The sequence below is a fragment of the Flavobacterium flabelliforme genome (genome assembly GCF_017948675.1).
GTDB classification, from domain to species: domain Bacteria; phylum Bacteroidota; class Bacteroidia; order Flavobacteriales; family Flavobacteriaceae; genus Flavobacterium; species Flavobacterium pygoscelis.
Map to the genome: position 1 here is coordinate 174173 of NZ_JAGFBU010000002.1, position 22829 is coordinate 197001.

Below are 22829 nucleotides of genomic sequence, written 5' to 3' on the forward strand. Positions count from 1 at the left end.
CAAGGAAAAACGCTTTTCAATGCTTAAATATTAAATTACAATTTATCAAAACATTAGTCTATTTTACTAAAATCTAAATCTTGAAAATCATAGCTAAAATCGGTTAGTTCAGAAACGGCTTTCATTGTCAATCGAGCTGCTTTTCCTGTTGCGTCATATTCAAAAAATAAATGAGCATCGGCATGAAAATAAGTATTGTTCCATTTTACAACATAATTACCTTCTTTATAGAAAAAAACTTCACCGGTAAGTTGTGGCGAACGTTTGGAAGCAAAATATAATTTACCTTTCTTTTCTGAAATCGCTACTTCGCCAAACCAATTGTCCTTGTAGGTTCCTAAAATTCTCTTGTAATCTTCTTTTACTTTATTTTTTTTGTTGGTAGCAATTGTCGCCCAGACAGCTTCTGTTTTTTTATCTGCAGATTCCTCATTTTCTTTTAAACTCTTGCTGTAATTGGCAACATAATCTTCTGGTTGTATCCCTAAATAGCTATCTTTTATGGTATTTGTTATCGCTCTAAATGCCGCACCAGATTGCTGATTAGTCAAAACAATAATTCCTAAATTCAATTCAGGCAGTAAGGTAACTTGAGTAACAATTCCTTCTAATCCTCCAGTATGAGTTACTTGTTTGTATCCTTTTACATCACTCAAAAACCATCCTAATCCGTAACCACTAAAATGGGTATTATAAGGTGGTCTAGCATTTACCGGAATGATAGTTTGCAATTGCCACATTTCGTTGTGTTCTTTTTTTGAAAATAATTGCTTTTTATCTGCTCCATATTGTCCGTTATTCATTTGCATAATTGTCCATTTGCTTAGGTCATTTACGCTGGAATAAATTCCGGCTGCTGCATCAAAAAGCTGATTTTGATAGCGCTTGATAACTTTTAGTTTTCCATCTATAGGCACATGAGGAGCTATAATGTTGGTGGTATCTTTTAGTCGTAAAAAAGAGGCCGCACTGTTATTCATTTCTAATGGTTTCATAATGCGTTGCTCGATAAAATCACACCAACTTAAACCACTAGCAACGTGAATAACTTCGCCAGCGACTATATAAAGTAAATTGTCATAATCATATTGCGTTCTGAAAGCGGAAACTGGTTTTAAATATTGTAAATTCTGAATAATGTCTTGTGCTGTAAAATTACTTCCATCAGGCCAAATCATTAAGTCACCCGCACCAAGACCCAATCCGCTGCGGTGGGTTAGTAAATCACGAATCGTAAATTCATTAGTGACGTAATCATTATACATTTTGAAATTAGGAAGGTATTTAATGACTTTGTCGTCCCACTTCATTTTGCCCTCATCTACTAACATAGCTAAAGCTGCACTGGTAAAAGCTTTACTGTTTGAAGCTATTCCGAAAAGTGTATTGGCATCTACTTTTTCTTTGGTCAAAATAGATTTAACACCGTATCCTTCAGCGTGAACAATTTTTCCATCTTTGACAATGGCAACTGCAATTCCGGGAACGTTAAAAGTTTTTAAAGTGCGATTTACTAATTCGTCGACTTGTGTCGAACTCATTTGTGCAAAAGTGCTCACACTAAAAGCGATTAATAATAAGGCTAAGATATTTTTTCTCATCTTTTTTAATTTAAAATTAATTATTTAAAATTTCTCTGTCTTTTGGCTTCAAAAATCAAAACTGCAGCAGCAACAGAAACGTTCATAGAATCGATTTCACCTTGCATAGGAATGATGATGTTTTGTGTTGCTTCTTTTCGCCATTCTTGGGTTAAACCAGTAGCTTCTGTGCCCACTACTAATGCTGTTGGAGCAGTATAGTCTTGTGTGTGGTATGCAGTCGAATTTTGTAACGTAGCACAATAAAAATTGATGTTTCGTTCTTTTAAAAAAGCAATTATTTCTGATGTTGTTCCCGTGGCGATTTGTCTCGTAAAAAGGCAACCTACGCTAGAACGCACAATATTAGGGTTGTATAAATCGCTTTTTGGATTGGCAATGATTACTGCATCTAGATTTGCCGCATCGGCAGTTCTTAATAACGCACCAATATTTCCTGGTTTTTCTGGCGCTTCGGCAACAAGTATTAATGGATTATCTGATAATTTTAAATCAGATAATTGTAGTGCTTTTGTTTTGGCTATAGCCAAAATCCCTTCGGTGGTATCTCGATAGGCGAGTTTTTGATAGACTTCTTTGTTGATTTCTATCAGCTCCGCATTATTTGATAATTCACGAGCTTCTGACTCTGAACATATTTCTGGAAAAAACAGTAGTGTTTCTATTTCGTAAGCTCCTTTTATGGCTATAGCAATTTCACGTTTTCCTTCCATCAAAAAAGTTCCCGATTGTCTGCGCGCCTTCGCTTTTTCTTGTAATAGCACTAAAGATTTTATGTATGAATTTTGTATCGAAGTGATTTGTTTCAAAGCTTTCAACTATTTAATTAGTAGCTACAAATATACACAGAGAAAATCCAGTTTTTGTGATCGGGTTCGAATATTTATTTAGAATAAGTAGAATCTTTAATTAAGAGAGTTTCCAACTGATTTGACGCGTATTTTAGTTATTTTTGTACGATTTTCAAAACTCAAACTTCCAAAATAAATGTTTCAAATACTGGATATCATTGGTACAATGGCATTTGCCATGTCGGGCGCATTAACCGCTATGAATAAAAAGATGGATCCTTTTGGGGTTTTTATTATTGCATTTGTTACTGCGGTTGGTGGCGGAACCCTGCGAGATGTATTAATAGGAAGAACTCCAGTAGGTTGGATGCTGGATCTAAAGTATGTTTACGTTATAGGAATTAGCTTTGTGTTGGCGATTATTTTTAGAAAAAAATTCGATAAATTGCGTACTTCGTTGTTTTTGTTTGATACCATCGGATTGGGTGTGTTTACATTGATAGGTCTTGAAAAAGGAATAAACACCGGACTTCATCCTGTTATTTGTATTGCATTAGGGACAATGACTGCGTGTTTTGGAGGTGTGATTCGTGATATTTTATGTACCGAAATCCCCGTTATTTTTAGAAGAGAAATCTATGCTACCATATGTATTTTAGGAGGAACTGTCTTCTTCTTACTTCGAAAATTAAATTTAGATAATGATATTTTATACTTGACTACCTCATTGGTTATTATCTCTGTGCGTTTGATGGCTGTAAAATTTAGATGGTATTTACCTACTTTAGAAAACAAATAAAAAAATGGTCACTTTCACTAAGTTTAAAATAAAATATTGAAAAACTATTCTCTTAAACAATACCAAGAAAACGATTATCTAAACTGGAATGCCTTTATTGGTCAAGCCAAAAACGCAACTTTTTTATTTCATCGTGATTTTATGGAATACCATAAACATCGATTTAATGATTTCTCATTGATGGTCTACGATGATCAAAAACTGGTCGCTGTTTTACCTGCGAATCGTGAAGGGGATTCTGTTTATTCCCATCAAGGCCTGACTTATGGTGGATTAATATATTCGTCTAAAATAAATGCTGAGCAAGTAGCAGCTATTATTGAAGCTTTGTTATCTTTTTTGAAGCAAAAAGGATTTTTATATTTCTATTACAAGCCAATTCCCTCTTTTTACACTTATAGGGGAAATCAAGAAGCTGATTTTTTCTTATTTAAAAAAGGAGCCTTTGTATTAAAAAAGGAAATGAATTTAGCTATAAATCTAAGTCTGCCTCTAAAAATTTCAAAAAGTAAATTAAAACACTTTAGAAAAATAGAAATGGACGATTTAGACTTAGTCGAAGAACAGCAATTAAATGCTTTTTGGCAATTAATATTAGAGCCTCGTCTAAAAGAAAAATACAATGCAAAACCCGTTCATACTTTAGCCGAAATAACCCAATTAAAAAATAGGTTTCCAGATAATATCAAGCAATTTTCAGTGTATCATGAAAATGAAATTATTGCTGGAATTACCCTATTTGAAACTCCTACAACTGTTAAGTCTCAGTATGGCGCAACTACCAATAGAGGGGAAAGTCTTCGTGCTTTAGATTTTTTATTCATCAACTTGATACAAAAATATAAGCAAGAAGGAAAGCTTTTTTTTGATATGGGTATTGTAAATGAAGACATTGAAAGCGGATATCATGCTGGACTTTTAAAACAAAAAGAAGAGTTGGGTTGTTCCGTTTATAGTCAGGATTTTTATAAAATGAATCTGATATGATACCATTTTTAAATTTAAAAAAGATAAATGAACCTTTTGAAACTGCTTTTCATGAAAAATTAAAATCAGTTTTAGAAAGCGGTTGGTATGTTTTAGGAAATGAAGTTAAAACATTTGAAACCCAATTTGCTCACTATTGCGGCGCAAAACATTGTATTGGTACAGGCAATGGATTAGAGGCTTTAGTGTTGCTTTTTAAAGCATATATTGTTTTAGGTAAATTGCAAAAAGGCGATGAAGTTATTGTACCCGCAAATACTTATATCGCTAGTATTTTGGCTATTTTACAAGCCGATTTAGTTCCGGTTTTGGTCGAGCCAAAAATAGAAACCTATAATATCAATCCAGACTTAATTAGTGATAAAATCAATTCTAGAACTAAGGCGATTTTAGCAGTTCATTTGTACGGACAATTAGCTGATATGGATGCAATAAATACCATTGCTACTGGGCATAATTTAGTTGTTGTAGAAGATGCTGCGCAAGCTCATGGTGCAAAAGCAAATCAAAAAACAGAAACAATAAATCAAGAAGCTGCCATTGCTTATAGTTTTTATCCAAGTAAAAATTTGGGTGCATTAGGCGATGCAGGAGCAGTAGTAACAAACAATTCTGAATTGGCTAAAGTAATTTGTTCTCTTCGAAATTATGGTTCTAAAACCAAATATTACAATGATTTTGCAGGTGTAAATTCAAGATTAGATGAATTACAAGCGGCTTTTTTAAATATAAAATTGCCTTATTTAGAGGCCGATAATGATAAACGACGTGCTATTGCAAAACGTTATTTATCAGAAATAAAAAACGATAAAATTACATTGCCGTTTTATGATAATTCGGTAAGTCATGTTTTTCATTTATTTGTAATTCGTACTCCTTACAGGAATGAATTACAAAGTTATTTGACTGAGAATGGAATAGAAACGGTTATTCATTATCCAATTCCTCCTCACAAACAGAAAGCATTAGCCTCTTTTAATAATTTATCTTTTCCTATTACCGAAAAAATTCATGATCAAGTATTGAGTCTGCCATTAAATCCAACTTTAACTATAGAGCAGGTGAGTTTTATTATAAAAAAAGTAAATGAATGGATCTAGTACAAAGTAGTATTTAAATAAAAGTGGAAATAGAAAGAAAGGAATCACAGAAAACCATTTTAAAAGCCACAGGAGTTTTTGGCTTTTCACAAGTATTAAAAATTCTTGTTGGGTTGGTTGGCTCTAAATTTGTCGCTTTGTTTTTAGGAATTACCGGCGTTGGTATTATAGGACTTTTACAAAATATGATGTCTATAATTACTGCTGTAACAGGATTTGGTATTAGTATAAGTGGTGTACGAATGGTATCATTATCACATTCTAAGAATGATATAGAAGAATTTTCAAGAACAGTTGTAGTCCTTAAAAGAGCTGCTATAGTGACAGGATTTTTTGGTTTTTTAGTGACTTTTGTACTTGCAAATAATTTAAGTATTTGGACTTTTGGATCAGAAGCATATGCTAATTGGTTTTACGTTTTGTCTTTTAATTTAATTTTCTCCAGTTTAGCAGTCCATAAAATGGTGCTTTTGCAAGGCACTCGCTCCATAAAAAAAATCGCTTTTTCCTCGGTTGTCTATTCGGTTGTATTAACTCTAATTACTATTCCTATCTATTATTTATTTAGATTAGATGGTATTGTAGCTGTTTTGCTTTTGTCTGCCATTTTGAATTATCTAGTAAATTGGTTTTTTTCAAGAAAGATTAAAGTAATTCCGGTTCAAGTAAGTATAAAAGAAACGATATCACGCGGTAAGGATATGATACAATTGGGGTTTTTACTCTCTGTAAATGTAATTTTCGGGCAAATAACGGCTTACTTACTTAAACTTTATTTCAATTTTCAGCATGTTTCTGAGTCTGTTTTAGGATTGTATGTCGCTGCTTCTACGATACTGATTAGCTATGTTGGGCTGATTTTTAATGCTATGTGTACTGATTTTTATCCTCGATTGACCATCGTACAAAAAGATAATGCAAAAGTTAAAGACTTGGTGAATGATCAAATTGAAGTGGGCTTATTGCTTATTACGCCACTTATTTTAGTACTTTATCTTTTAGCGCCCTTTGTAATTAGAATATTGTATTCTAGAGATTTTATTGCAGTAGTTTTGATTCTTAAATTGGCATTATTAGCCATAATTATTAAGGCGATAATGTGGCCACTTGCTTTTATAATTTTAGCAAAAGGGGAAAAGAAATTGTATTTTAAGCAAGAATTATTGTCAGATACAATGAATATTGGATTTACTATTTTATTCTATAACTATTTAGGTTTAGTAGGTATTGGTCTGGCCTTACTGCTAAATTACGTTCTTTATGGTTTGTATGTTTATTATATTGTTAATAAGAAATTTGAATTTAATTTCAGAAAAAATACTTTTATAATTATCTGTAAATCAATAATTTTAGGGGTTTTAGCTTCTATAGTTGTTTTTTGGATTGATTATCCTAATTCTTTTTGGATTTTGATTATACTTTGTTTTTATTCGTTTTATTTATCTTATATAGAATTTGATAAAAGAATAGATATTAAAAGCTATTTAGCAAATTTTAGAAATAAATTTTAATAATTAAAACTATTTATAGCGCTCCATCAGTTAGTACAAAGTTTTTGCTCTAACCTTCAAATCTAGAAAAACATACTTAGTGAGCAATAAAAAATCACGCGTGTGAAAAGCTATTTTCATTTCTACTCGAATGCGTTTCAGCATGGCCTTAAATTCCTCTTTGTTTTGATTTAAAATAAAAACCTTTTGCAAAATAAGATAAGTCGAGTAATTGAAACGACGTGTTTTCGAATTGTTTTTTTGTAGCAATAAAGTGTACATAGAATTATTCAACTTTCTTTTCTGAACTAAAATTTCATCGACAAAATCAAAATTATAAACTCTTGAAGCCCGAATCCACAAATCATAATCTTCGTAGGCTAAATTCTCATCGTAACCATTGAGCTTGTCAAAAACTTCTCGTTTTACTAAAGCAGCTACGGAGCAAAGTTTTGTTTTACCATTTAATAAATTAATATAAATGTTACCAGTAGGTTGTAGAGCAACTCCTTTTCTATTTTTGTCAGTTTCAAAATAGTCGTGAATGTGTTGCCCTTTTTCTGAAATCCATTCCGCATTACCATATACTAATCCAAGATTTTTATACGTGCTTTCAGCAAATCCTTTCAATTGTTTTGTGATGCATTCTGGATGTAATACATCATCAGCAGCAAGATCTATTATATATTCTCCGTTAGCTAATTTTAAACACTGATTAAAGGTTTTAGTATTTCCTCTATTTTGAGTATTAAAAATAAACGGAATATCAGAGTGGTTTTTCAGCCAGCTTTCAATAACTTTTTGAGAGTTATCGGTACTGCAATCATCTGCTATAATTAGCTCTACGTTGCTATGAGTTTGGTTAATTACAGAATCTAAAGCTTCAACAACAAATGATGCGTGATTATAGCACAAACAAATTACGGTAACTAGCGGATTTTTGTGCATTAAGTTGAGGTAGGAGTTTTATATTTGTTACGAAAATAATAATTCAATGTTGGTAAAGCAAGGCAAAACGACTAAAATAGCGCTCATAGGATATACACTTGCTGATGGCGGTTTAGAGCGTGCCTTTAGTTCGTTATCGCAGTTGTTACAAGATTCCTATTTTGAGGTTCACGTTATCGTTTTAGAAAATAAAGTAGCTTATCCTTATTATGGTACTTTAATTAATTTTGGGAAATATTCTAAATTTCAGAAATACTTCAAACTGAAAAAATATTTAAACAAACAACAATTTGACTACATCATAGATTTTAGGTACCGTATCAATCCGTTGATGGAATTGGTTTTTTTATATTACCTCTATTCTGGTTTTAAATTTATTTATACGATTCACAGTAGTGTTTTAGAACATTATTTTACGTCAACTAAAGTAATGGCAAATCAAATTTTTAGTAAAGCTTTTAAGATTGTGTCAGTTTCGAGTGAAATAAATGCTATAATCAAAAAAAAATATGGTTTTGAAAAAGGGATTGTAATTTCAAATGTTAACAACAAAATAATGAATTCGGAAGCTAGTTTGCCTTTTAAATATTGTCTTGCAATAGGAAGATTAGTGTCATTGAAGCAATTTGATCAATTGATTACAACCTATTGTAAAAGTGATTTGCCAAATAGTGAAATTCATTTAGTAATTATAGGAGAAGGAGAGGAGAAAGACCGTTTGCGAAAACTGATTCAAGAAAGTCAATATTCAAATTATATTCATCTTTTGGGTTTTAAAGAAAATACCTTATTTTATTGTAAAGAAGCTCTTTTTTTAGTTTTAACAAGTAAATATGAAGGGTTTCCAATGGTTATTTTAGAAGCTTTATCTGTTGGTACGACAGTAATTTCTTTTGATTGTAAAACGGGACCAAGCGAACTAATATCGAATGAAGAAAATGGTCTTTTAGTAGACAATCAGGATTTTGAAGCTTTGAAAATCGCAATGAATAGAATGCTACATGAAAAAGTACTTTATACCTATTGCAAAGAAAATACAAAAGGATCTGTAGCTAAATTTTCATCGGAAAAAATTTCTCAAAAATGGATAACGTTACTAAAAAGTAAAACCGAATAAAAAATGAATGTAGAATTTATTTCGATTCCAAAAATTGAAGATAATCGCGGAAATATATCTGTTATTGAACATGATGTTTTGCCTTTTGAAATGAAGCGAGTTTACTATTTATATGATGTGCCAAGTGCAGCAAAACGCGGAGGACATTCACATAAAACACAAAAAGAGTTTCTTATCGCGCTAAGTGGCAGCTTTGATGTGGTACTTAATGATGGAAAAGAAAAACGAACAATTACATTAAATAAACCTTTTGAAGGGTTGTTAATAAATCAAGGAATTTGGAGAGAACTCAATAACTTTTCTTCTGGTAGTGTTTGTTTAGTAATCGCTTCGGCAGTATTTGATGAAGATGATTATATCAGAGATTTTGATCAATTTATAGCCTATAAATTATTTAGTGATAGATAGAAAATTCTATACCATTGTTGCGCAGGATGATTTTGATTTTTTTGAGAAAAGTTAAAATTATTCTGGGTGTGTAAAACAGTATTTTACTTTTTAAACTGATGTTTTCTGGATTAATCTGTTGGTATAAATTTTTGGCAATGTTTTTTTTATTTGCCATTTTGTATTGCAGCGCATATTCTATCCGATATAAATCTAGGTATTTTTTAAGAGTGGAATGTTGTTTTTCAGCTTCTTTATAAAAACTAAAATCTTTTGTTTTTTTATTAAAAATAGATTGTTTAGATAAACTATCCGTTACGAAATGCAAGTAAGATACAGTAACGGAGTTGCCAATAACTACTGAATATTCTAATGCAATTCTTATCCACATATCCATATCTTCTCCAATATTTATTGCAGTATCAAAGTTTCCTATTTTTTCAAAAACGCTTTTAGGAACAGCAACGCTTGAGGAGGTTGCAACAGCATAATGCAAACTCGATTCAAAATAATCAGTTATAATTCCGCTGTATTCCGCATTAATATTTTGATAATTCGGAGTGTAAATACTTTGGTTCTGGAAAATTAATTTATAGCGTGACGCAAAAATTCCAGCTTCTGGATGCCTGTCAATAAGAGATTTTAATGCGGATAAATGAGATGGTAACCATAAATCATCAGCGTCTAAAAATGCAATGTATTTTCCTTTTGAATGTTGAATTCCGTAATTCCTTGCTGCCGAAACGCCTTCGTTTAATTTTGATAAATAAATAATCCTAGAATCATTGAATTCCTCAACTATTTGTTCACTTTTATCAGTCGATCCGTCGTTGATAATAATTATCTCGTAATCATTAAAAGTTTGATTCAAAACACTGTTTAAAGTATTTTGAATAAAATTTTCTTTGTTAAAAAGTGGAATTACAACGGAGAATAAAGGCATTTATTTTTTTATTAAGACAACAAAAATAGGTGATTTTATAGTGACTTTTGATTGAGATTTTTTTGTAAATTAATCAAGTTGAATATTTTATAATCAAGAAAAGAATTAATATTAAATTATTCGTTTCTACCACCAATAATACCTTGTTTTTTGCTTGAAATGGAACACAAATAGCCTATTCGGAAAATATTAAATACAAGTAAATTAGGATTTTCTCCAATAAGATTCTTTAAAATGAATTTGCTGAAAACGGAGTATGTTTTAGTAATTATAAATTTTACTTTAGTTTTTTCTATAAAAACATACAGCTTTATTAATCGCACAAAATCACGATCTATTTTTTGATCATCGTATAGTAAAAGTAAATTTTCTAGCGATTCTTTCGTTTTAATAATATATTCCAAATTGGTATCAATTGCGCCATGTTTAATTGGGTTATCTATGTGCAAGACGCTTATTTTTAGTAAACTTAGTTGATAGGAAAGTTGGGTATCATCGTGACCGTATTTTTTTAAATCAGAATCAAATTTCACTTTGTCGAAACATGATTTTTTAATAATCGTATTGTTAAAGAGTATGGACTGATAAGGCTTTTTTGATCTATTGATAGCTATTTTATCTTCAGTAAAACGCCCGTATTTCCATCGTAATTTCTGATTTTCACTTGGACATTTTTTAGGATGTATCCTTCCGCCATAGATAACTTCAAAATTACATAGATTAGAAATGTAAATTTGAATGTAATTTGGGGAAATAATTATAGAGTCGCCATCGATAAATAACAAGTAATCATATTTTGCTTTTGCAGCCAATGAATTTCTATTTTCACGATGGGCAATGTTTTTTTTTAAAGCAACAAAAGAACTATTGGTTAAGGAATTTACCGCTTCGTTGATCTGATTTAGTGGTGAATTTGAGGCATCATCCTGACACAGAATTTCAAAAATTATTCCACATTCCAAACATTGTTTATGTAATTCCTGAACTAAAGGATAAACGTTGTAATTGTATATCGGAATAAGAATGGAGAGCATTATGCTGTTCTCTGCTGTATCACTTCAAAAATCTTAGAGTCTTCACATTTCAATGTTTTGAAAGGAAATTTCATTAATAAAGCATAATCATGAGTTGCCATAATAATGGTTTTTCCATTGGCATTAATTTTCTTTAAAACCTCTAAAACTTCTACACTTGTCTGTGGGTCAAGATTTCCTGTAGGTTCATCAGCAAGAATTAGTTCGGGATCATTTAGTAGTGCACGAGCAATAGCAACACGCTGTTGTTCTCCTCCTGAAAGTTGATGTGGCATTTTTCTGCCAAAATCTCTCATTCCTACTTTATTTAAAACTTCTTCAATTTTATTTTGCATGTCTTCAATATCTGTCCAACCTGTTGCTTTTAGGACAAAAAGCATGTTGTCATCAATATTGCGATCTGGTAATAATTTAAAATCTTGAAAAACAATGCCTATCTTTCTTCTTAAAAAAGGAATGTCATTTTCTTTTAAGGTGGCTAAATCAAAACCGACAATCGATCCTTCTCCTTCAGTCAAAGTTAAATCAGCGTACAAAGTTTTCATTAAGCTACTTTTTCCAGAACCTGTTTTTCCTATGATGTAAAGGAATTCTCCATGATTTACCTCCAGATTAACTTCTGTTAAAACAGTTTTTTCTTCTTGATAAATAGTTACATTTTTTAAAGACAGTACGGATTGTGACATAATTTGCTTTTGTTTATGGGGTAAAAGTAATAAGATAACGGTTCTATTCAAAATAAATTCTATTGTATTCTATAGAATTTAAAAAATTAAAAGTATTATTTGTTAGGCAGGATATTTGATACTAAGAATGCTATGCTTAAAAACGCAAAAAAGCCATCTGTAAAATTTGGTATCATAATAAAAGTTAATTTTGATTCGTTATAGAGTGTGGAATATAATATATTTGAATTATTAAAATAAAATCACAATGCGTAAATTTTCCTGGTTGTACTTCTTTTCTTGTTTTATTATAACCGTTGCTGTTTCGGCACAAAAATCAACTATTTATACCCATGAATTAAAAGATTTTAACAAAGCAGTTTATTTGTTCAAAGATCAACAATATGCTTCGGCTCAATTAATTTTTGATAAAGTAAAAGAAACCGCAACTACCGAAGAATTAAAATCAGATTGTGCCTATTATGCTGCAAATTGCGCCATTCGTACCAATCAGTCTAACGCTGATGAATTGATGGAGCGATTTGTATCGGATTATCCAACAAGTGTTAAGCAAAATCAAGCCTATATAGAGGTAGCGCATTATCATTTTAGCCAAGGTAATTATCCTCAAGCCCTACAGTGGTTTGATAAAGTAGATGAGAGCAGTTTGAGTTCTAGTGACCGAGATCAGTTTAATTTTCAAAAAGGATATAGCTTCTTCAACGCCAAAAAGAAAAAAGAGGCAACTACCTATTTTAATAAAGTAGTAAACTCTAAGGAATATGGATCTCAAGCCAAATATTACTTAGGTTTTATGGCTTATGAAGGAGACGATTACAAGCAAGCAACCAAGTATTTTGATGAAGTTTCGGGCGAGGAGAAATACAAGGAGAAACTTTCGTATTATCAGGCAGATATGAATTTTAAATTGGGTAATTTTCAGAAAGCAATAGATTTAGGTCAAAAAGCGATGGCAAACTCAAACGCCATGGAAAAATCTGAATTAAATAAAATCATTGGGGAAAGTTATTTTAATCTTAAAAAATATGATGCTTCTATTCCTTATTTAGTAGCCTATAAAGGTAAAAAAGGAAAATGGAACAATACCGATTATTACCAGTTAGGATATGCTTATTACCAACAAAAAGAGTATGAAAATGCTATTTCTCAATTCAATAAAATCATTGGAGGAAAAGATTTTGTTGCGCAAAATGCCTATTATCATTTAGCCGAAAGCTATTTAAATACGGATAAAAAGCCACAAGCATTAAATGCTTTTAAAAATGCATCCGAAATGGATTATGATTTAGCAATTCAAGAAGACGCTGCTTTAAATTATGCAAAGCTGAGTTATGAATTGGGTAATTCGTATCAAAGTGTGCCTTCAATCTTACAAGCTTTTTTAACTAAATATCCCAATAATGCCAATCGTTCAGAGGTGGAGAAATTAGTAATTGACTCTTATATTTCATCAAAAAATTATAAAGAAGCACTCGTTTTATTAGAAAAAAATAAAGCAGCAGAAAATAAATTAGCTTATCAAAAAGTATTGTTTTACAGAGGATTAGAATTATATAATGATGGTGACTATAATGATGCTTTAAAGATGTTTGTTAAGGCTACAACAGAGCAAAAAGATCCTGTTTTTACAACTAGAGCTCTTTTTTGGAAAGGAGAAACGGAATATGTTCTGAATGATTTTAAAGAAGCTTTACTAAGTTACAAACAGTTTGCTGGATCAACTCAAGCATCAAAAACACCAGAATTTAAAAATTACAATTACAATATTGCTTACACTTATTTTAAACTAAAAGAGTACGATCAGGCGGGAAATTATTTTCAAACTCAGATCGAAAAATCCTCATCTGATAAAGTTCGTTTGAGTGATTCTTATTTGCGTTTGGCAGATTGTCGTTTTGTAACTTCAAAATACAGTCAAGCTGTGGATGCTTACAATAAGGTAATAGAATCAAAAAGTATTGATGCTGATTATGCTTATTTTCAAAAAGCTATTTCTTATGGATTTATGTCAAAAATGGATAAAAAAATTGAGGAGTTGAATTCCTTTATTCAATTATATCCAAAATCAGAGTACAAAGATGATGCACTTTTTGAATTGGCTAATACCTATGTTGCTGAAAATAAAAACGATTTGGCAATAAAAACCTATGAAAGATTAAATGTCGAATTTAAAAAAGGATCTTTTACATCAAGAGCAGTTTTGCGTCAAGGATTAGTTTATTACAATACTGATAAATATGAGCAAGCATTATTGAAATTCAAGAATGTTGCTGCAAATTTTCCGCGTACACCAGAAGCTTTAGAAGCTGTTGCTACAGCCCGTTTGATTTATGTAGACAGCGGTAGAGTAGACGAATATGCCAATTGGGTTCGAACTTTAGATTTTGTTGCAGTAACAGATGTTGAACTCGATAATGATACTTATGAAGCTGCTGAAAAACAATTTCAGCAAAATAATGTCAAACAAGCAATTACTGGCTTTACCAGTTATATCAATCAGTTTCCTAAAGGAATTCATGCTTTAAAAGCGAATTATTTTCTAGCTCAATCTTATTTTGGTGAAGGTTCTGAAAGTAAAGCAATTCCTTATTATGAATATGTAATAGCGCAATCGACTACCGAATTTACAGAACAATCGTTATCCCGATTAGCTCAAGTTTTTCTAAAAAATAAACAAACAGACAAAGCCATTCCTGTTTTATTGCGTTTAGAAAGTGAAGGAGATGTAGCGCAGAATGTCACGTATGCACAATCAAATTTGATGAAATCGTATTATGCGATGAAGGATTATCCAAAATCAGTCTTATATGCTGAAAAAGTTTTGACGAATCCTAAAACCGATGATAAAGTAAAAAGTGATGCCCAAATTATTGTTGCAAGAGCTGCTATAGAAAGTGGTGATGAAGCAAAAGCAAAAGTAGCTTATGCTAAATTAATGACTATTGCCAAAGGAGAACTAGCGGCAGAGGCTTTGTATTATGATGCTTATTTTAAAAATAAAGAAGGAAATTATGATGCCTCTAATACAGCAGTTCAAAAATTAGCTAAAAATTATTCTAGTTATAAATATTTTGGTGCAAAAGGCTTGGTTTTAATGGCGAAAAATTTCTACGGATTAAAAGATAGTTTTCAGGCAACTTATATATTAGAGAATGTGATTAAAAACTTTACTGATTATTCTGATGTGGTTGCTGATGCTAAAACAACATTAGATTTTATTAAAACAGAAGAATCTAAAACGAATTCGTCAGTAGGAAAGTAATTTCTAATCTATTGATGATGTTTAAAATTTAGTATTTGTTTCAACCTAATTAAAGTCAAAATAATCCTCTAATGACAATACCTTTTTACATAGTAGATGTTTTTGCAGAAGAAAAATATAAAGGAAATCAATTGGCCGTTTTCTTAGATGCGGAGAGTTTAACTGACGCTCAGATGTTGCAGATTGCACGTGAAACAAATTTTGCAGAGAGTACTTTTATTACTGCTATAAAAGATGAAATAGCAACGATTAGAATTTTTACGCCACAACATGAAATGCAATTTGCTGGTCATCCCATAATTGGTACTTCGTGGTTACTGATGAATAAGATAATAGATAACTGCGGTCAAGATATTACTGTTTTGGTTCCTGTTGGGCCCATTTCTGTTCGACAAGAAGAAGATTTAGTTTGGTTGCAAGCAGCACAGCCCGAGTTTCTAGCAACATTTTCAGCAAAGGATTTTCTGTCATTTACTAATTTAAGTTCAGCTGATTTAGATACAGAATTTCCTATTCAAGAAGTAACAACAGGAAGTGCATTTGTACTTGTTCCAGTTAGAAATATACAAGCATTAAAAAATCTAGTTCTTAATCAGGACAAAATGGATAAATGGTTGCGTGAAAATTGTCAAACGGATCACCGAGCATTTTACTTTTTTTGTGTAGAAGATAATAAAATTAGTAGCAGAATGCTGTGTGTAGAGAACAATAGACTTATTGAGGATGCTGCCACAGGAAGTGCTAGCTCTTGTTTGCAAGCTTTTCTTTTAAAGTATCATCAATCAGAAATTAATACCATCAATTATCAAGGTGATTTTATTAATAGACCTTCACAGATTCATTTCAAGGGGAGTTTAGCAGATAATCAGTATGATATAAATATTGGCGGCAAAACAAAATTTGTTGCCAAGGGAGAATGGGAAGTTTAAAATAAAGTATAAAAATTATACTTAAAATAAAAAAAAATAAAAGATGACATTTAAAGATTTAAAAATTAAAATGGTACCAAATAATACATTAACATTTTTAGCACCTTGTATTTCAAGTAGAGTTGGATTAGGGATTTTATTTTTATTGATTTCTCAATTTTCATTTGCTCAAAAGAAAGAACAGATTGGAAATGAAACTGTAAATGTCGTAAAACCTTATACTCCAAAAATTTCAGATGCTTCTAAAGTGAAGGAAGTGGGAGAGTTAGATGATGAGGGGAATACTAAGAAAGAAGTGGTAAAATATACTATTTTTTCTTTTCCTGTTGCTTCAACATTTACTCCATCAAAAGGAAAAGCAGAAGGTGTTGAAAAAGAAAAACAAGCACATTTATTCAAGAATTACGCTACTTTAGGTTTGGGTAATTACGGAACTTTAATAGGAGAATTATTCGTGAACCACGATCTGAGTAATACGGATTATGTTGGTGGTATGTTTAGACATCACTCTTCGCAAGGAGGCATTAAAGAAGCTCGATTAGACGATCGATTTTACGATACTTCACTCGATTTAATGTACGGTTCGAATCAAAAAGATATATCTTGGAATTTAGATTTAGGAATGCAAAACCAAATATATAATTGGTACGGACTGCCAGTTAATTTTGCTAATACACTTTCGTTGGATGATAGAAGAAGTCTGATAAACAGTATTGATCCAAAACAAGCTTACACTACTATTTCATTAGGTGGTAATGTTGCGTTTAGTGACGGTATTGTAAATAAAGTAAGCTTGAAGTACAATCATTTTACAGATATGTTTAATTCTTCCGAGAATAGATTTTTTATTAAGCCAACGGTAGCTTTTGATGTAATGGATAGTGCTGTTAAGACAGATTTTATTGTGGATTATGTTGGTGGAAGTTTTGAAAAAAACTACCTCAATAATGTACAGCCTTTAAAATATGGTTTTACTAATTTTGGAGTTTCTCCAAGTTTTGTAATGCTAGAACAAGACTGGACACTTACCATTGGTGCTGCTATTTTTTACAGCCTAGATAATCAAAATAGTAATAATAAGTTTTTAGTATATCCAAAGTTCAATGCTTCCTATAAAGTCGTGGGAGATTTAATGATTTTTTACGCTGGGGCTGAAGGTGATTTAAAACAAAATTCATATCAAGATTTTGTGGGTGTAAATCCGTTTTTATCACCAACATTATTTGTTGCCCCTACAGACCAGCAATATGATATTTTTGCAGGGTTAAAAGGTAAATTATCTAATAATGTTAGTTACAATGTTAGAGGTTCTTATACAAACGAGAGAAATAAAGCGTTGTTTAAAAGTAATATTCATGATGAAAACCCAAGTAATGAGAATTATGAATATGGAAACTCCTTTCAGGTAGTTTATGATGACATGAGAACTTTGCGTTTTTATGGCGAATTGAAAGCTGATTTTTCAGATAATGTGACCTTTGGTGTCAACGGAAGTTTTAGCAGTTTTAAAAATGCTTCACAAAATGAAGCTTGGAATTTGCCAACAGTAAAAGTAAATTCAAATCTTGATTTTAATATTACTAAAAAATGGTTCGCTGGTGTAAATGTTTTTTATGTTGGAGAGAGAAAAGATTTTACAGTAATAGATTTTCAACCAATGTATAAGGAAGGTATTGTAACTTTAAAATCTTACTTTGATTTAAATGCTAATTTAGGGTACAATTATAGTGATCGATTAACAGGATTTATTAGAGCAAATAACATTACAAATAGTGGTTACCAAAAATGGCAAAATTATCCTGTACAAGGTTTTCAATTGGTTTTGGGTGCTAATTATAAATTTGATTTTTAGAGTAATTATTTTTTAAACAGCATAAAAACAAAACAGGCTACCTTTTGGGTAGCCTGTTTTGTTTTAGAGTAGTCTTTATTTTGTAAAAGGAATAGCGACTCTCATTTTGTCCCATCCTAAATTAAGTACGATCTCTTTATCCGTTTTAGTAAAAACCATGGCAAATGCATCAATATAATCATCTGCTATTGTTACAGGAATGTTTAACCGAGCGACATCATTTTTTGCATTGTAGGTATAAGCACCCCAAACATTTTTGTCTTTATTTATAATCACGGTCCATTCTTTTTCACCTGGAATCGTATAAAGAGTATAAACTCCCGCTTTTATTTTAGTTTTTCCAAGATACATATCTGTGTAAAAGTTTATTTCAGCAGCTTCGTTAGCTCCCGTTCTCCACACTTTTCCATTAGGAGCTAGTTCGCTAAGACTACGTCCTTTTAGTTGAGGTCGGCTGTATAGCACTCGTACAGTTTTGTTTGCATCTTTGTAATCATTAGGGAACCAAGCAGCATCCAGAGGGCTTTTGTCTAAGTCTGGAAATTTTTGTGCATTTATAGAATTAGATAAAAGCATCATAAGTGCGCAGATTGCCGTGGCAATAATTCTAGATTTTCTCATAGTCTTTTTGATAAGTTAATAGTTATTTGTAAAGTTAGAGATTCTTATTCAAGTTTCATAATGAAGCAGACTCGGTTTTAGAAAAATTGTGTACCTCTCAAATAATAGGCTAACTTTGTTTTTTAGAGTTAAGAAGAGAAAAAAAAAATCCGATAGTTCTTGATTTGTATTAAAATTTTAATGTAAAAAGTATGACATTCAAACAAAAAATTTATAATTATTATGTACAATTGGTACAAGACAAAATAGATGCTTTTAGAGACATGATTGCAGCATTAACGGAAGATTCTAAAAATGACGCTAAAGGTTCTGCTGGAGATAAACACGAAACAGCTTTGTCTATGATGCATATTGAACAAGAAAAACTTAATTCTAAATTACGAGAAGTACTCACTCAAAAATCAGTTTTAGATAAAATAGATGCGCTAACTATTGCTGAAAATATTATTGTTGGAAGTTTAGTCAAAGCCAACGGAATTTACTTGTATCTTAGTTTGGCTTTACCAAAAATCACTATTGACGGAATCAATGTTATTGCGCTATCACCTCAATCTCCGCTAGGAAAACATCTGATGGGGAATAAGGTTGGTTTTGAATTTGAAATAAATAATACAAAATACACGATACAAGAAATAGCATAAGTTCCTTATTTTTTAAACTCAAAAAAATCAAATCAATGAAACAAATTACACTACTTCTTTCTTTATTTTTAGTTTTTTCTTGTAATCAAAACCAAAAAAAAACTGTAGATACCATAATTACACATGCCACAATTTATACCGTTGATAAAACGTTTAGTACCGCTACAGCGATGGCAATTAGTGAAGGGAAAATTGTAGCCATTGGAACGGACTCTGAAATTCAAAACGTGTATGAATCTAAAAATACAATTGATGCAAAAGGAAAGTTTATTTATCCAGGACTAATAGATGCCCATTGTCATTTTTATGGTTTTGGTTTAAGTTTACAAGAAGTAGATTTGCGAGGTACTCGAAGTATGAAAGAAGTAATTGCTCGCATAAAGGCTTTTCAAAAAGTAAAAAAATCAGACTTTATTGTTGGTAATGGCTGGGACCAAAACAATTGGGTAGAAAAACAATTTCCTACAAAAGAAGAGTTAGACGCAGAATTCCCTGATATTCCTGTAGTATTAAATAGAATTGATGGGCATGCTATAATTGTGAATAGTAAAGTATTAAAATTGGCAGGAATTACTAAAGATACGAAAGCAGTGGGTGGTCAAATTGAAATTAAAAATGGAGAACCAACTGGTATTTTAATCGATAATCCCATGGATTTGGTTTTTAAAATAATACCAAAACCAAATCGTAAAACTCAAATTGCAGCTTTAGTAGATGCTGAAAAAAACATGTTTCATTATGGATTAACTACCGTGAATGATGCCGGTTTAGACCCTGATGTTATTCACTTGATTGATAGTTTACAAAAAGTAAAGGTTTTGAAAATTAATGTTTATGCCATGATTTCTGCCAATCAAAAAAATATTGATCTGTATTTGAAAAAAGGAATTTACAAAACCAATTCTTTAGATGTGCGTTCTTTTAAGCTTTTTGGTGATGGTGCTTTAGGTTCTCGTGGCGCTTGTCTTCATAAAGAATATTCGGATATGGCTAAACAATATGGTGCTTTGTTATCGTCTCCTTCAGAGTTAAAAGGAATTGCAAAACAAATTGCAGCATCAGATTTTCAATTGAATTCGCACGCGATAGGAGATTCTGCCAATACTGTTTTATTGAAAATTTATAAAGAAGTTTTGAGAGGAAAAAAAGACCGCCGTTGGAAAATTGAACACGCTCAGATTATAAGAGAGCAAGATTTTGATTATTTTAAATTAGGTATTATTCCTTCAGTACAACCTACTCATGCTACCTCTGACATGTATTGGGCCGGAGAAAGATTAGGAAAAGAAAGATTGAAAAATGCTTATGCTTATAAAAAGCTACTACAAAAAGCAGGAATTATAGCATTAGGAACTGACTTCCCTGTAGAACAAGTAAATCCTATGCTGACATTTCATGCGGCTGTGGCTAGAAAAGACAGCAAAAATTATCCTAAAGGAGGATTCCAAATAGAAAACGCTCTGAGCAGAGAAGAAACATTGAAAGGGATGACAATATGGGCTGCTTATTCAAACTTTGAAGAAAAAGAAAAAGGAAGCTTAGAAGTAGGAAAGTGGGCTGATTTTGTAATTTTCGATCAGGACTTAATGAAGGTAAATGAAGATCAAATTGTTAAAATACTTCCTAAAGCAACTTACTTAAAAGGAGCTAAAGTAAACTAGATAAATTGTTAAAAATGATAGTTTATAATTTGCAGAGGCGTTTTCGTAGGTTGTAAATTATATATACTGCGTTAATTAGTATTTTTTGTTTCAATTTATAACTGAAATAGGTATTTGTGTTTTGTAATTATAAGTGTAATTGCATCTTTGCCTTATCAAAATAAATAAAACATTTAAAAATATATAGTTATGTGCGGAATAGTATGTGCCTTCGATTTAAAACAAAAAGCAGAAACCTTAAGACCACAAGTGTTGGAGATGTCTAAAATTATTCGCCATCGCGGACCAGACTGGAGTGGAGTTTTTAGCAACAAAAAAGCAATTTTATCTCACGAACGATTGGCAATTGTTGATCCAGCTTCTGGGAAACAACCTTTGTTAAGTCAAGATGGCAAACTAGTTTTAGCTGCCAATGGTGAAATTTATAACCACAGAGAATTGCGCAAACAATTTGAAGGGAAATACAACTTTCAGACCGAAAGTGACTGCGAAGTTATCTTGGCACTTTACAAAGAAAAAGGACCTCATTTTATAGATGAGATGAATGGTATCTTCGGATTTGCTATTTATGATGTTGATAAAGATGAATACTTTGTGGCGCGTGATCACATGGGAATTATACCATTGTATATTGGTTGGGACCAACACGGAACTTTTTATGTAGCTTCAGAGTTGAAGGCGTTAGAAGGCTATTGTACTAAAATAGAATTGTTTCCTCCGGGACATTATATGTCAAGCAAAGACGGAGAATTTGTACAATGGTACAAAAGAGACTGGGTTGATTATGATGCCGTAAAAGATAACGAAACTAATATTTCAGATATTAAAGTGGCGCTTGAGGCCGCTGTTCACAGACAGTTGATGAGCGATGTGCCTTACGGTGTTTTACTTTCAGGAGGTTTAGATTCTTCTATTACTTCGGCTGTAGCCAAAAAATATGCTCAAAAACGTATTGAGTCAGGTGATGTTGCTGATGCTTGGTATCCACAATTGCACTCTTTTTCTGTAGGATTAGATGGCTCGCCTGATTTAGCGGCAGCTCAAATAGTTGCTGATCATATTGGCACCATTCACCACGAAATAAAATTTACAATTCAAGAAGGTTTAGATGCCATTCGAGATGTAATTTACAACTTAGAAACTTACGATGTGACTACTGTTAGAGCGTCAACTCCTATGTGGTTAATGGCAAGAGTTATTAAATCAATGGGAATCAAAATGGTTCTTTCAGGCGAAGGAGCCGACGAGTTGTTTGGAGGTTATCTTTATTTTCATAAAGCGCCCAATGCAAGGGAATTTCACGAAGAAAACGTACGTAAATTAGGAAAACTGCACATGTATGACTGTTTGCGTGCTAACAAAAGTTTAGCAGCTTGGGGAATAGAAGGGCGTGTTCCGTTTTTAGATAAAGAATTTATGGATGTAGCGATGCGTATCAATCCACAAGATAAAATGATCAACAAAGAACATCCCATGGAAAAATGGGTAGTTCGTAAAGCATTTGAAGATATGTTGCCACCAAGTGTGGCATGGAGACAAAAAGAGCAATTTAGTGATGGAGTTGGCTATAGTTGGATAGATACTTTAAAAGAAGTGGTATCTAAGGAAGTGTCTGATGAGCAATTAGCCAATGCGAAATATAAATTCCCATTACAAACACCAACTTCTAAGGAAGAATATTACTATCGTTCTATTTTTGCAGAACATTTTCCAAGTGATGCTGCTGCTTTATGTGTGCCTCAGGAAGCAAGTGTTGCTTGTAGTACGAAAATCGCTTTAGAATGGGATGAAGCTTTCAAAAATATGAATGATCCTTCTGGGAGAGCGGTTGCCAGTGTGCATGATGATGCTTATGCAAAAGCATAATTTACTTTTGAAATATATAATTTAGAAAACGCTTTCCTTAATGGGAGCGTTTTTTTTATTAAAATAATTTCTTCAATATATTTTAATAATTACATTTATATTTCTTTCGTTTTA

Annotated in this window: 19 protein-coding genes; 12 read left to right on the forward strand and 7 right to left on the reverse strand. The window is 31.8% G+C overall.

Annotated features, from left to right (window positions below; all coding sequences use genetic code 11):
• Positions 1 to 53 precede the first annotated feature (53 nt).
• Both J3S90_RS07115 and J3S90_RS07120 read right to left on the reverse strand, forming a co-directional pair.
• Positions 54 to 1601 carry a serine hydrolase gene (locus tag J3S90_RS07115; RefSeq protein WP_210645621.1) on the reverse strand — a complete coding sequence of 516 codons (1548 nt, stop codon included), beginning with the start codon at positions 1599 to 1601 and terminating at the stop codon, positions 54 to 56.
• 20 nt (positions 1602 to 1621) lie between these two features.
• Positions 1622 to 2410, reverse strand: a complete 789-nt coding sequence (locus tag J3S90_RS07120; protein ID WP_188050122.1) for a TrmH family RNA methyltransferase — start codon at positions 2408 to 2410, stop codon at positions 1622 to 1624.
• Positions 2411 to 2588: 178 nt separating this feature from the next.
• Here J3S90_RS07120 and J3S90_RS07125 point away from each other — a divergent pair, with 178 nt between their 5' ends.
• Genes J3S90_RS07125 through J3S90_RS07140 form a run of 4 tightly spaced genes read left to right on the forward strand, consistent with a single transcriptional unit; the run spans position 2589 to position 6789 of the window.
• Positions 2589 to 3191, forward strand: coding sequence for a trimeric intracellular cation channel family protein (locus J3S90_RS07125; protein WP_188050123.1), 603 nt, complete (start codon positions 2589 to 2591; stop codon positions 3189 to 3191).
• Positions 3192 to 3227: 36 nt separating this feature from the next.
• Positions 3228 to 4178: a GNAT family N-acetyltransferase gene (locus J3S90_RS07130; RefSeq protein WP_210645622.1), complete on the forward strand. Its 951-nt coding sequence runs from the start codon at positions 3228 to 3230 to the stop codon at positions 4176 to 4178.
• Entirely contained in the window at positions 4175 to 5278 is a 1104-nt protein-coding gene (locus tag J3S90_RS07135; protein ID WP_210645623.1) for a DegT/DnrJ/EryC1/StrS family aminotransferase, read from the forward strand. The genes J3S90_RS07130 and J3S90_RS07135 overlap by 4 nt, the downstream gene beginning before the upstream one ends.
• A 23-nt stretch (positions 5279 to 5301) precedes the next feature.
• Positions 5302 to 6789 carry an oligosaccharide flippase family protein gene (locus J3S90_RS07140; protein WP_210645624.1) on the forward strand — a complete coding sequence of 496 codons (1488 nt, stop codon included), beginning with the start codon at positions 5302 to 5304 and terminating at the stop codon, positions 6787 to 6789.
• Positions 6790 to 6819: 30 nt separating this feature from the next.
• Here the strand turns inward: J3S90_RS07140 and J3S90_RS07145 are convergent, their stop codons facing one another.
• Positions 6820 to 7716, reverse strand: coding sequence for a glycosyltransferase family 2 protein (locus J3S90_RS07145; protein WP_210645625.1), 897 nt, complete (start codon positions 7714 to 7716; stop codon positions 6820 to 6822).
• Positions 7717 to 7762: 46 nt separating this feature from the next.
• On the opposite strand from J3S90_RS07145, the gene J3S90_RS07150 reads away from it, so the two are divergent.
• Both J3S90_RS07150 and J3S90_RS07155 read left to right on the forward strand, forming a co-directional pair.
• The gene (locus J3S90_RS07150; protein ID WP_210645626.1) at positions 7763 to 8833 is read left to right on the forward strand and encodes a glycosyltransferase; all 1071 of its coding nucleotides are present in this window, start codon (positions 7763 to 7765) and stop codon (positions 8831 to 8833) included.
• Between the two features lie 3 nt (positions 8834 to 8836).
• Positions 8837 to 9241, forward strand: coding sequence for a sugar 3,4-ketoisomerase (locus tag J3S90_RS07155; RefSeq protein WP_210645627.1), 405 nt, complete (start codon positions 8837 to 8839; stop codon positions 9239 to 9241).
• On the opposite strand, the gene J3S90_RS07160 is transcribed toward J3S90_RS07155, so the two are convergent.
• The 3 genes from J3S90_RS07160 to J3S90_RS07170 form a co-directional block, all read right to left on the reverse strand.
• Positions 9228 to 10163, reverse strand: a complete 936-nt coding sequence (locus J3S90_RS07160; protein ID WP_188050130.1) for a glycosyltransferase family 2 protein — start codon at positions 10161 to 10163, stop codon at positions 9228 to 9230. The two genes, J3S90_RS07155 and J3S90_RS07160, sit on opposite strands and share 14 nt — an antisense overlap.
• Before the next feature lie 116 nt (positions 10164 to 10279).
• Positions 10280 to 11197: a glycosyltransferase family 2 protein gene (locus J3S90_RS07165; RefSeq protein WP_210645628.1), complete on the reverse strand. Its 918-nt coding sequence runs from the start codon at positions 11195 to 11197 to the stop codon at positions 10280 to 10282.
• The gene (locus tag J3S90_RS07170; RefSeq protein ID WP_188050132.1) at positions 11197 to 11883 is read right to left on the reverse strand and encodes a cell division ATP-binding protein FtsE; all 687 of its coding nucleotides are present in this window, start codon (positions 11881 to 11883) and stop codon (positions 11197 to 11199) included. Before J3S90_RS07170 ends, J3S90_RS07165 begins: the two co-directional genes overlap by 1 nt.
• A gap of 247 nt (positions 11884 to 12130) precedes the next feature.
• Here J3S90_RS07170 and J3S90_RS07175 point away from each other — a divergent pair, with 247 nt between their 5' ends.
• From J3S90_RS07175 to J3S90_RS07185, 3 genes are all read left to right on the forward strand, one after another.
• Positions 12131 to 15145 carry a tetratricopeptide repeat protein gene (locus J3S90_RS07175; protein ID WP_210645629.1) on the forward strand — a complete coding sequence of 1005 codons (3015 nt, stop codon included), beginning with the start codon at positions 12131 to 12133 and terminating at the stop codon, positions 15143 to 15145.
• A 71-nt stretch (positions 15146 to 15216) separates the two neighbouring features.
• Complete coding sequence (locus J3S90_RS07180; RefSeq protein WP_210645630.1) at positions 15217 to 16074, forward strand: PhzF family phenazine biosynthesis protein; 858 nt, start codon at positions 15217 to 15219, stop codon at positions 16072 to 16074.
• Positions 16075 to 16117: 43 nt separating this feature from the next.
• Entirely contained in the window at positions 16118 to 17926 is a 1809-nt protein-coding gene (locus J3S90_RS07185; protein ID WP_236023908.1) for a TonB-dependent receptor, read from the forward strand.
• A gap of 75 nt (positions 17927 to 18001) precedes the next feature.
• Here J3S90_RS07185 and J3S90_RS07190 read toward each other — a convergent pair whose 3' ends face one another.
• Positions 18002 to 18547, reverse strand: a complete 546-nt coding sequence (locus tag J3S90_RS07190) for a DUF2911 domain-containing protein (protein ID WP_210645631.1) — start codon at positions 18545 to 18547, stop codon at positions 18002 to 18004.
• A gap of 191 nt (positions 18548 to 18738) precedes the next feature.
• Here J3S90_RS07190 and J3S90_RS07195 point away from each other — a divergent pair, with 191 nt between their 5' ends.
• The 3 genes from J3S90_RS07195 to asnB all read left to right on the forward strand — a co-directional run bounded on the left by J3S90_RS07195 (position 18739) and on the right by asnB (position 22715).
• Positions 18739 to 19188 (forward strand): hypothetical protein, encoded by a 450-nt coding sequence (locus tag J3S90_RS07195; RefSeq protein ID WP_188050136.1) that lies wholly within the window; start codon positions 18739 to 18741, stop codon positions 19186 to 19188.
• 35 nt (positions 19189 to 19223) lie between these two features.
• Positions 19224 to 20849: an amidohydrolase gene (locus J3S90_RS07200; RefSeq protein WP_210645632.1), complete on the forward strand. Its 1626-nt coding sequence runs from the start codon at positions 19224 to 19226 to the stop codon at positions 20847 to 20849.
• A 189-nt stretch (positions 20850 to 21038) separates the two neighbouring features.
• Positions 21039 to 22715, forward strand: a complete 1677-nt coding sequence (gene asnB, locus J3S90_RS07205) for an asparagine synthase B (RefSeq protein WP_210645633.1) — start codon at positions 21039 to 21041, stop codon at positions 22713 to 22715.
• The last annotated feature ends 114 nt before the right edge of the window (positions 22716 to 22829 follow it).

Bases quoted from the DNA above. Each gene is read 5' to 3' on its own strand.
- J3S90_RS07115 (WP_210645621.1), bottom strand. From the start codon at position 1,601: ATGAGAAAAAATATCTTAGCCTTATTATTAATCGCTTTTAGTGTGAGC.
- asnB (WP_210645633.1), top strand. From the start codon at position 21,039: ATGTGCGGAATAGTATGTGCCTTCGATTTAAAACAAAAAGCAGAAACC.
- J3S90_RS07175 (WP_210645629.1), top strand. From the start codon at position 12,131: ATGCGTAAATTTTCCTGGTTGTACTTCTTTTCTTGTTTTATTATAACC.
- J3S90_RS07135 (WP_210645623.1), top strand. From the start codon at position 4,175: ATGATACCATTTTTAAATTTAAAAAAGATAAATGAACCTTTTGAAACT.
- J3S90_RS07170 (WP_188050132.1), bottom strand. From the start codon at position 11,883: ATGTCACAATCCGTACTGTCTTTAAAAAATGTAACTATTTATCAAGAA.
- J3S90_RS07125 (WP_188050123.1), top strand. From the start codon at position 2,589: ATGTTTCAAATACTGGATATCATTGGTACAATGGCATTTGCCATGTCG.
- J3S90_RS07155 (WP_210645627.1), top strand. From the start codon at position 8,837: ATGAATGTAGAATTTATTTCGATTCCAAAAATTGAAGATAATCGCGGA.
- J3S90_RS07145 (WP_210645625.1), bottom strand. From the start codon at position 7,716: ATGCACAAAAATCCGCTAGTTACCGTAATTTGTTTGTGCTATAATCAC.
- J3S90_RS07165 (WP_210645628.1), bottom strand. From the start codon at position 11,197: ATGCTCTCCATTCTTATTCCGATATACAATTACAACGTTTATCCTTTA.
- J3S90_RS07150 (WP_210645626.1), top strand. From the start codon at position 7,763: ATGTTGGTAAAGCAAGGCAAAACGACTAAAATAGCGCTCATAGGATAT.
- J3S90_RS07200 (WP_210645632.1), top strand. From the start codon at position 19,224: ATGAAACAAATTACACTACTTCTTTCTTTATTTTTAGTTTTTTCTTGT.
- J3S90_RS07185 (WP_236023908.1), top strand. From the start codon at position 16,118: ATGACATTTAAAGATTTAAAAATTAAAATGGTACCAAATAATACATTA.
- J3S90_RS07195 (WP_188050136.1), top strand. From the start codon at position 18,739: ATGACATTCAAACAAAAAATTTATAATTATTATGTACAATTGGTACAA.
- J3S90_RS07190 (WP_210645631.1), bottom strand. From the start codon at position 18,547: ATGAGAAAATCTAGAATTATTGCCACGGCAATCTGCGCACTTATGATG.
- J3S90_RS07160 (WP_188050130.1), bottom strand. From the start codon at position 10,163: ATGCCTTTATTCTCCGTTGTAATTCCACTTTTTAACAAAGAAAATTTT.
- J3S90_RS07180 (WP_210645630.1), top strand. From the start codon at position 15,217: ATGACAATACCTTTTTACATAGTAGATGTTTTTGCAGAAGAAAAATAT.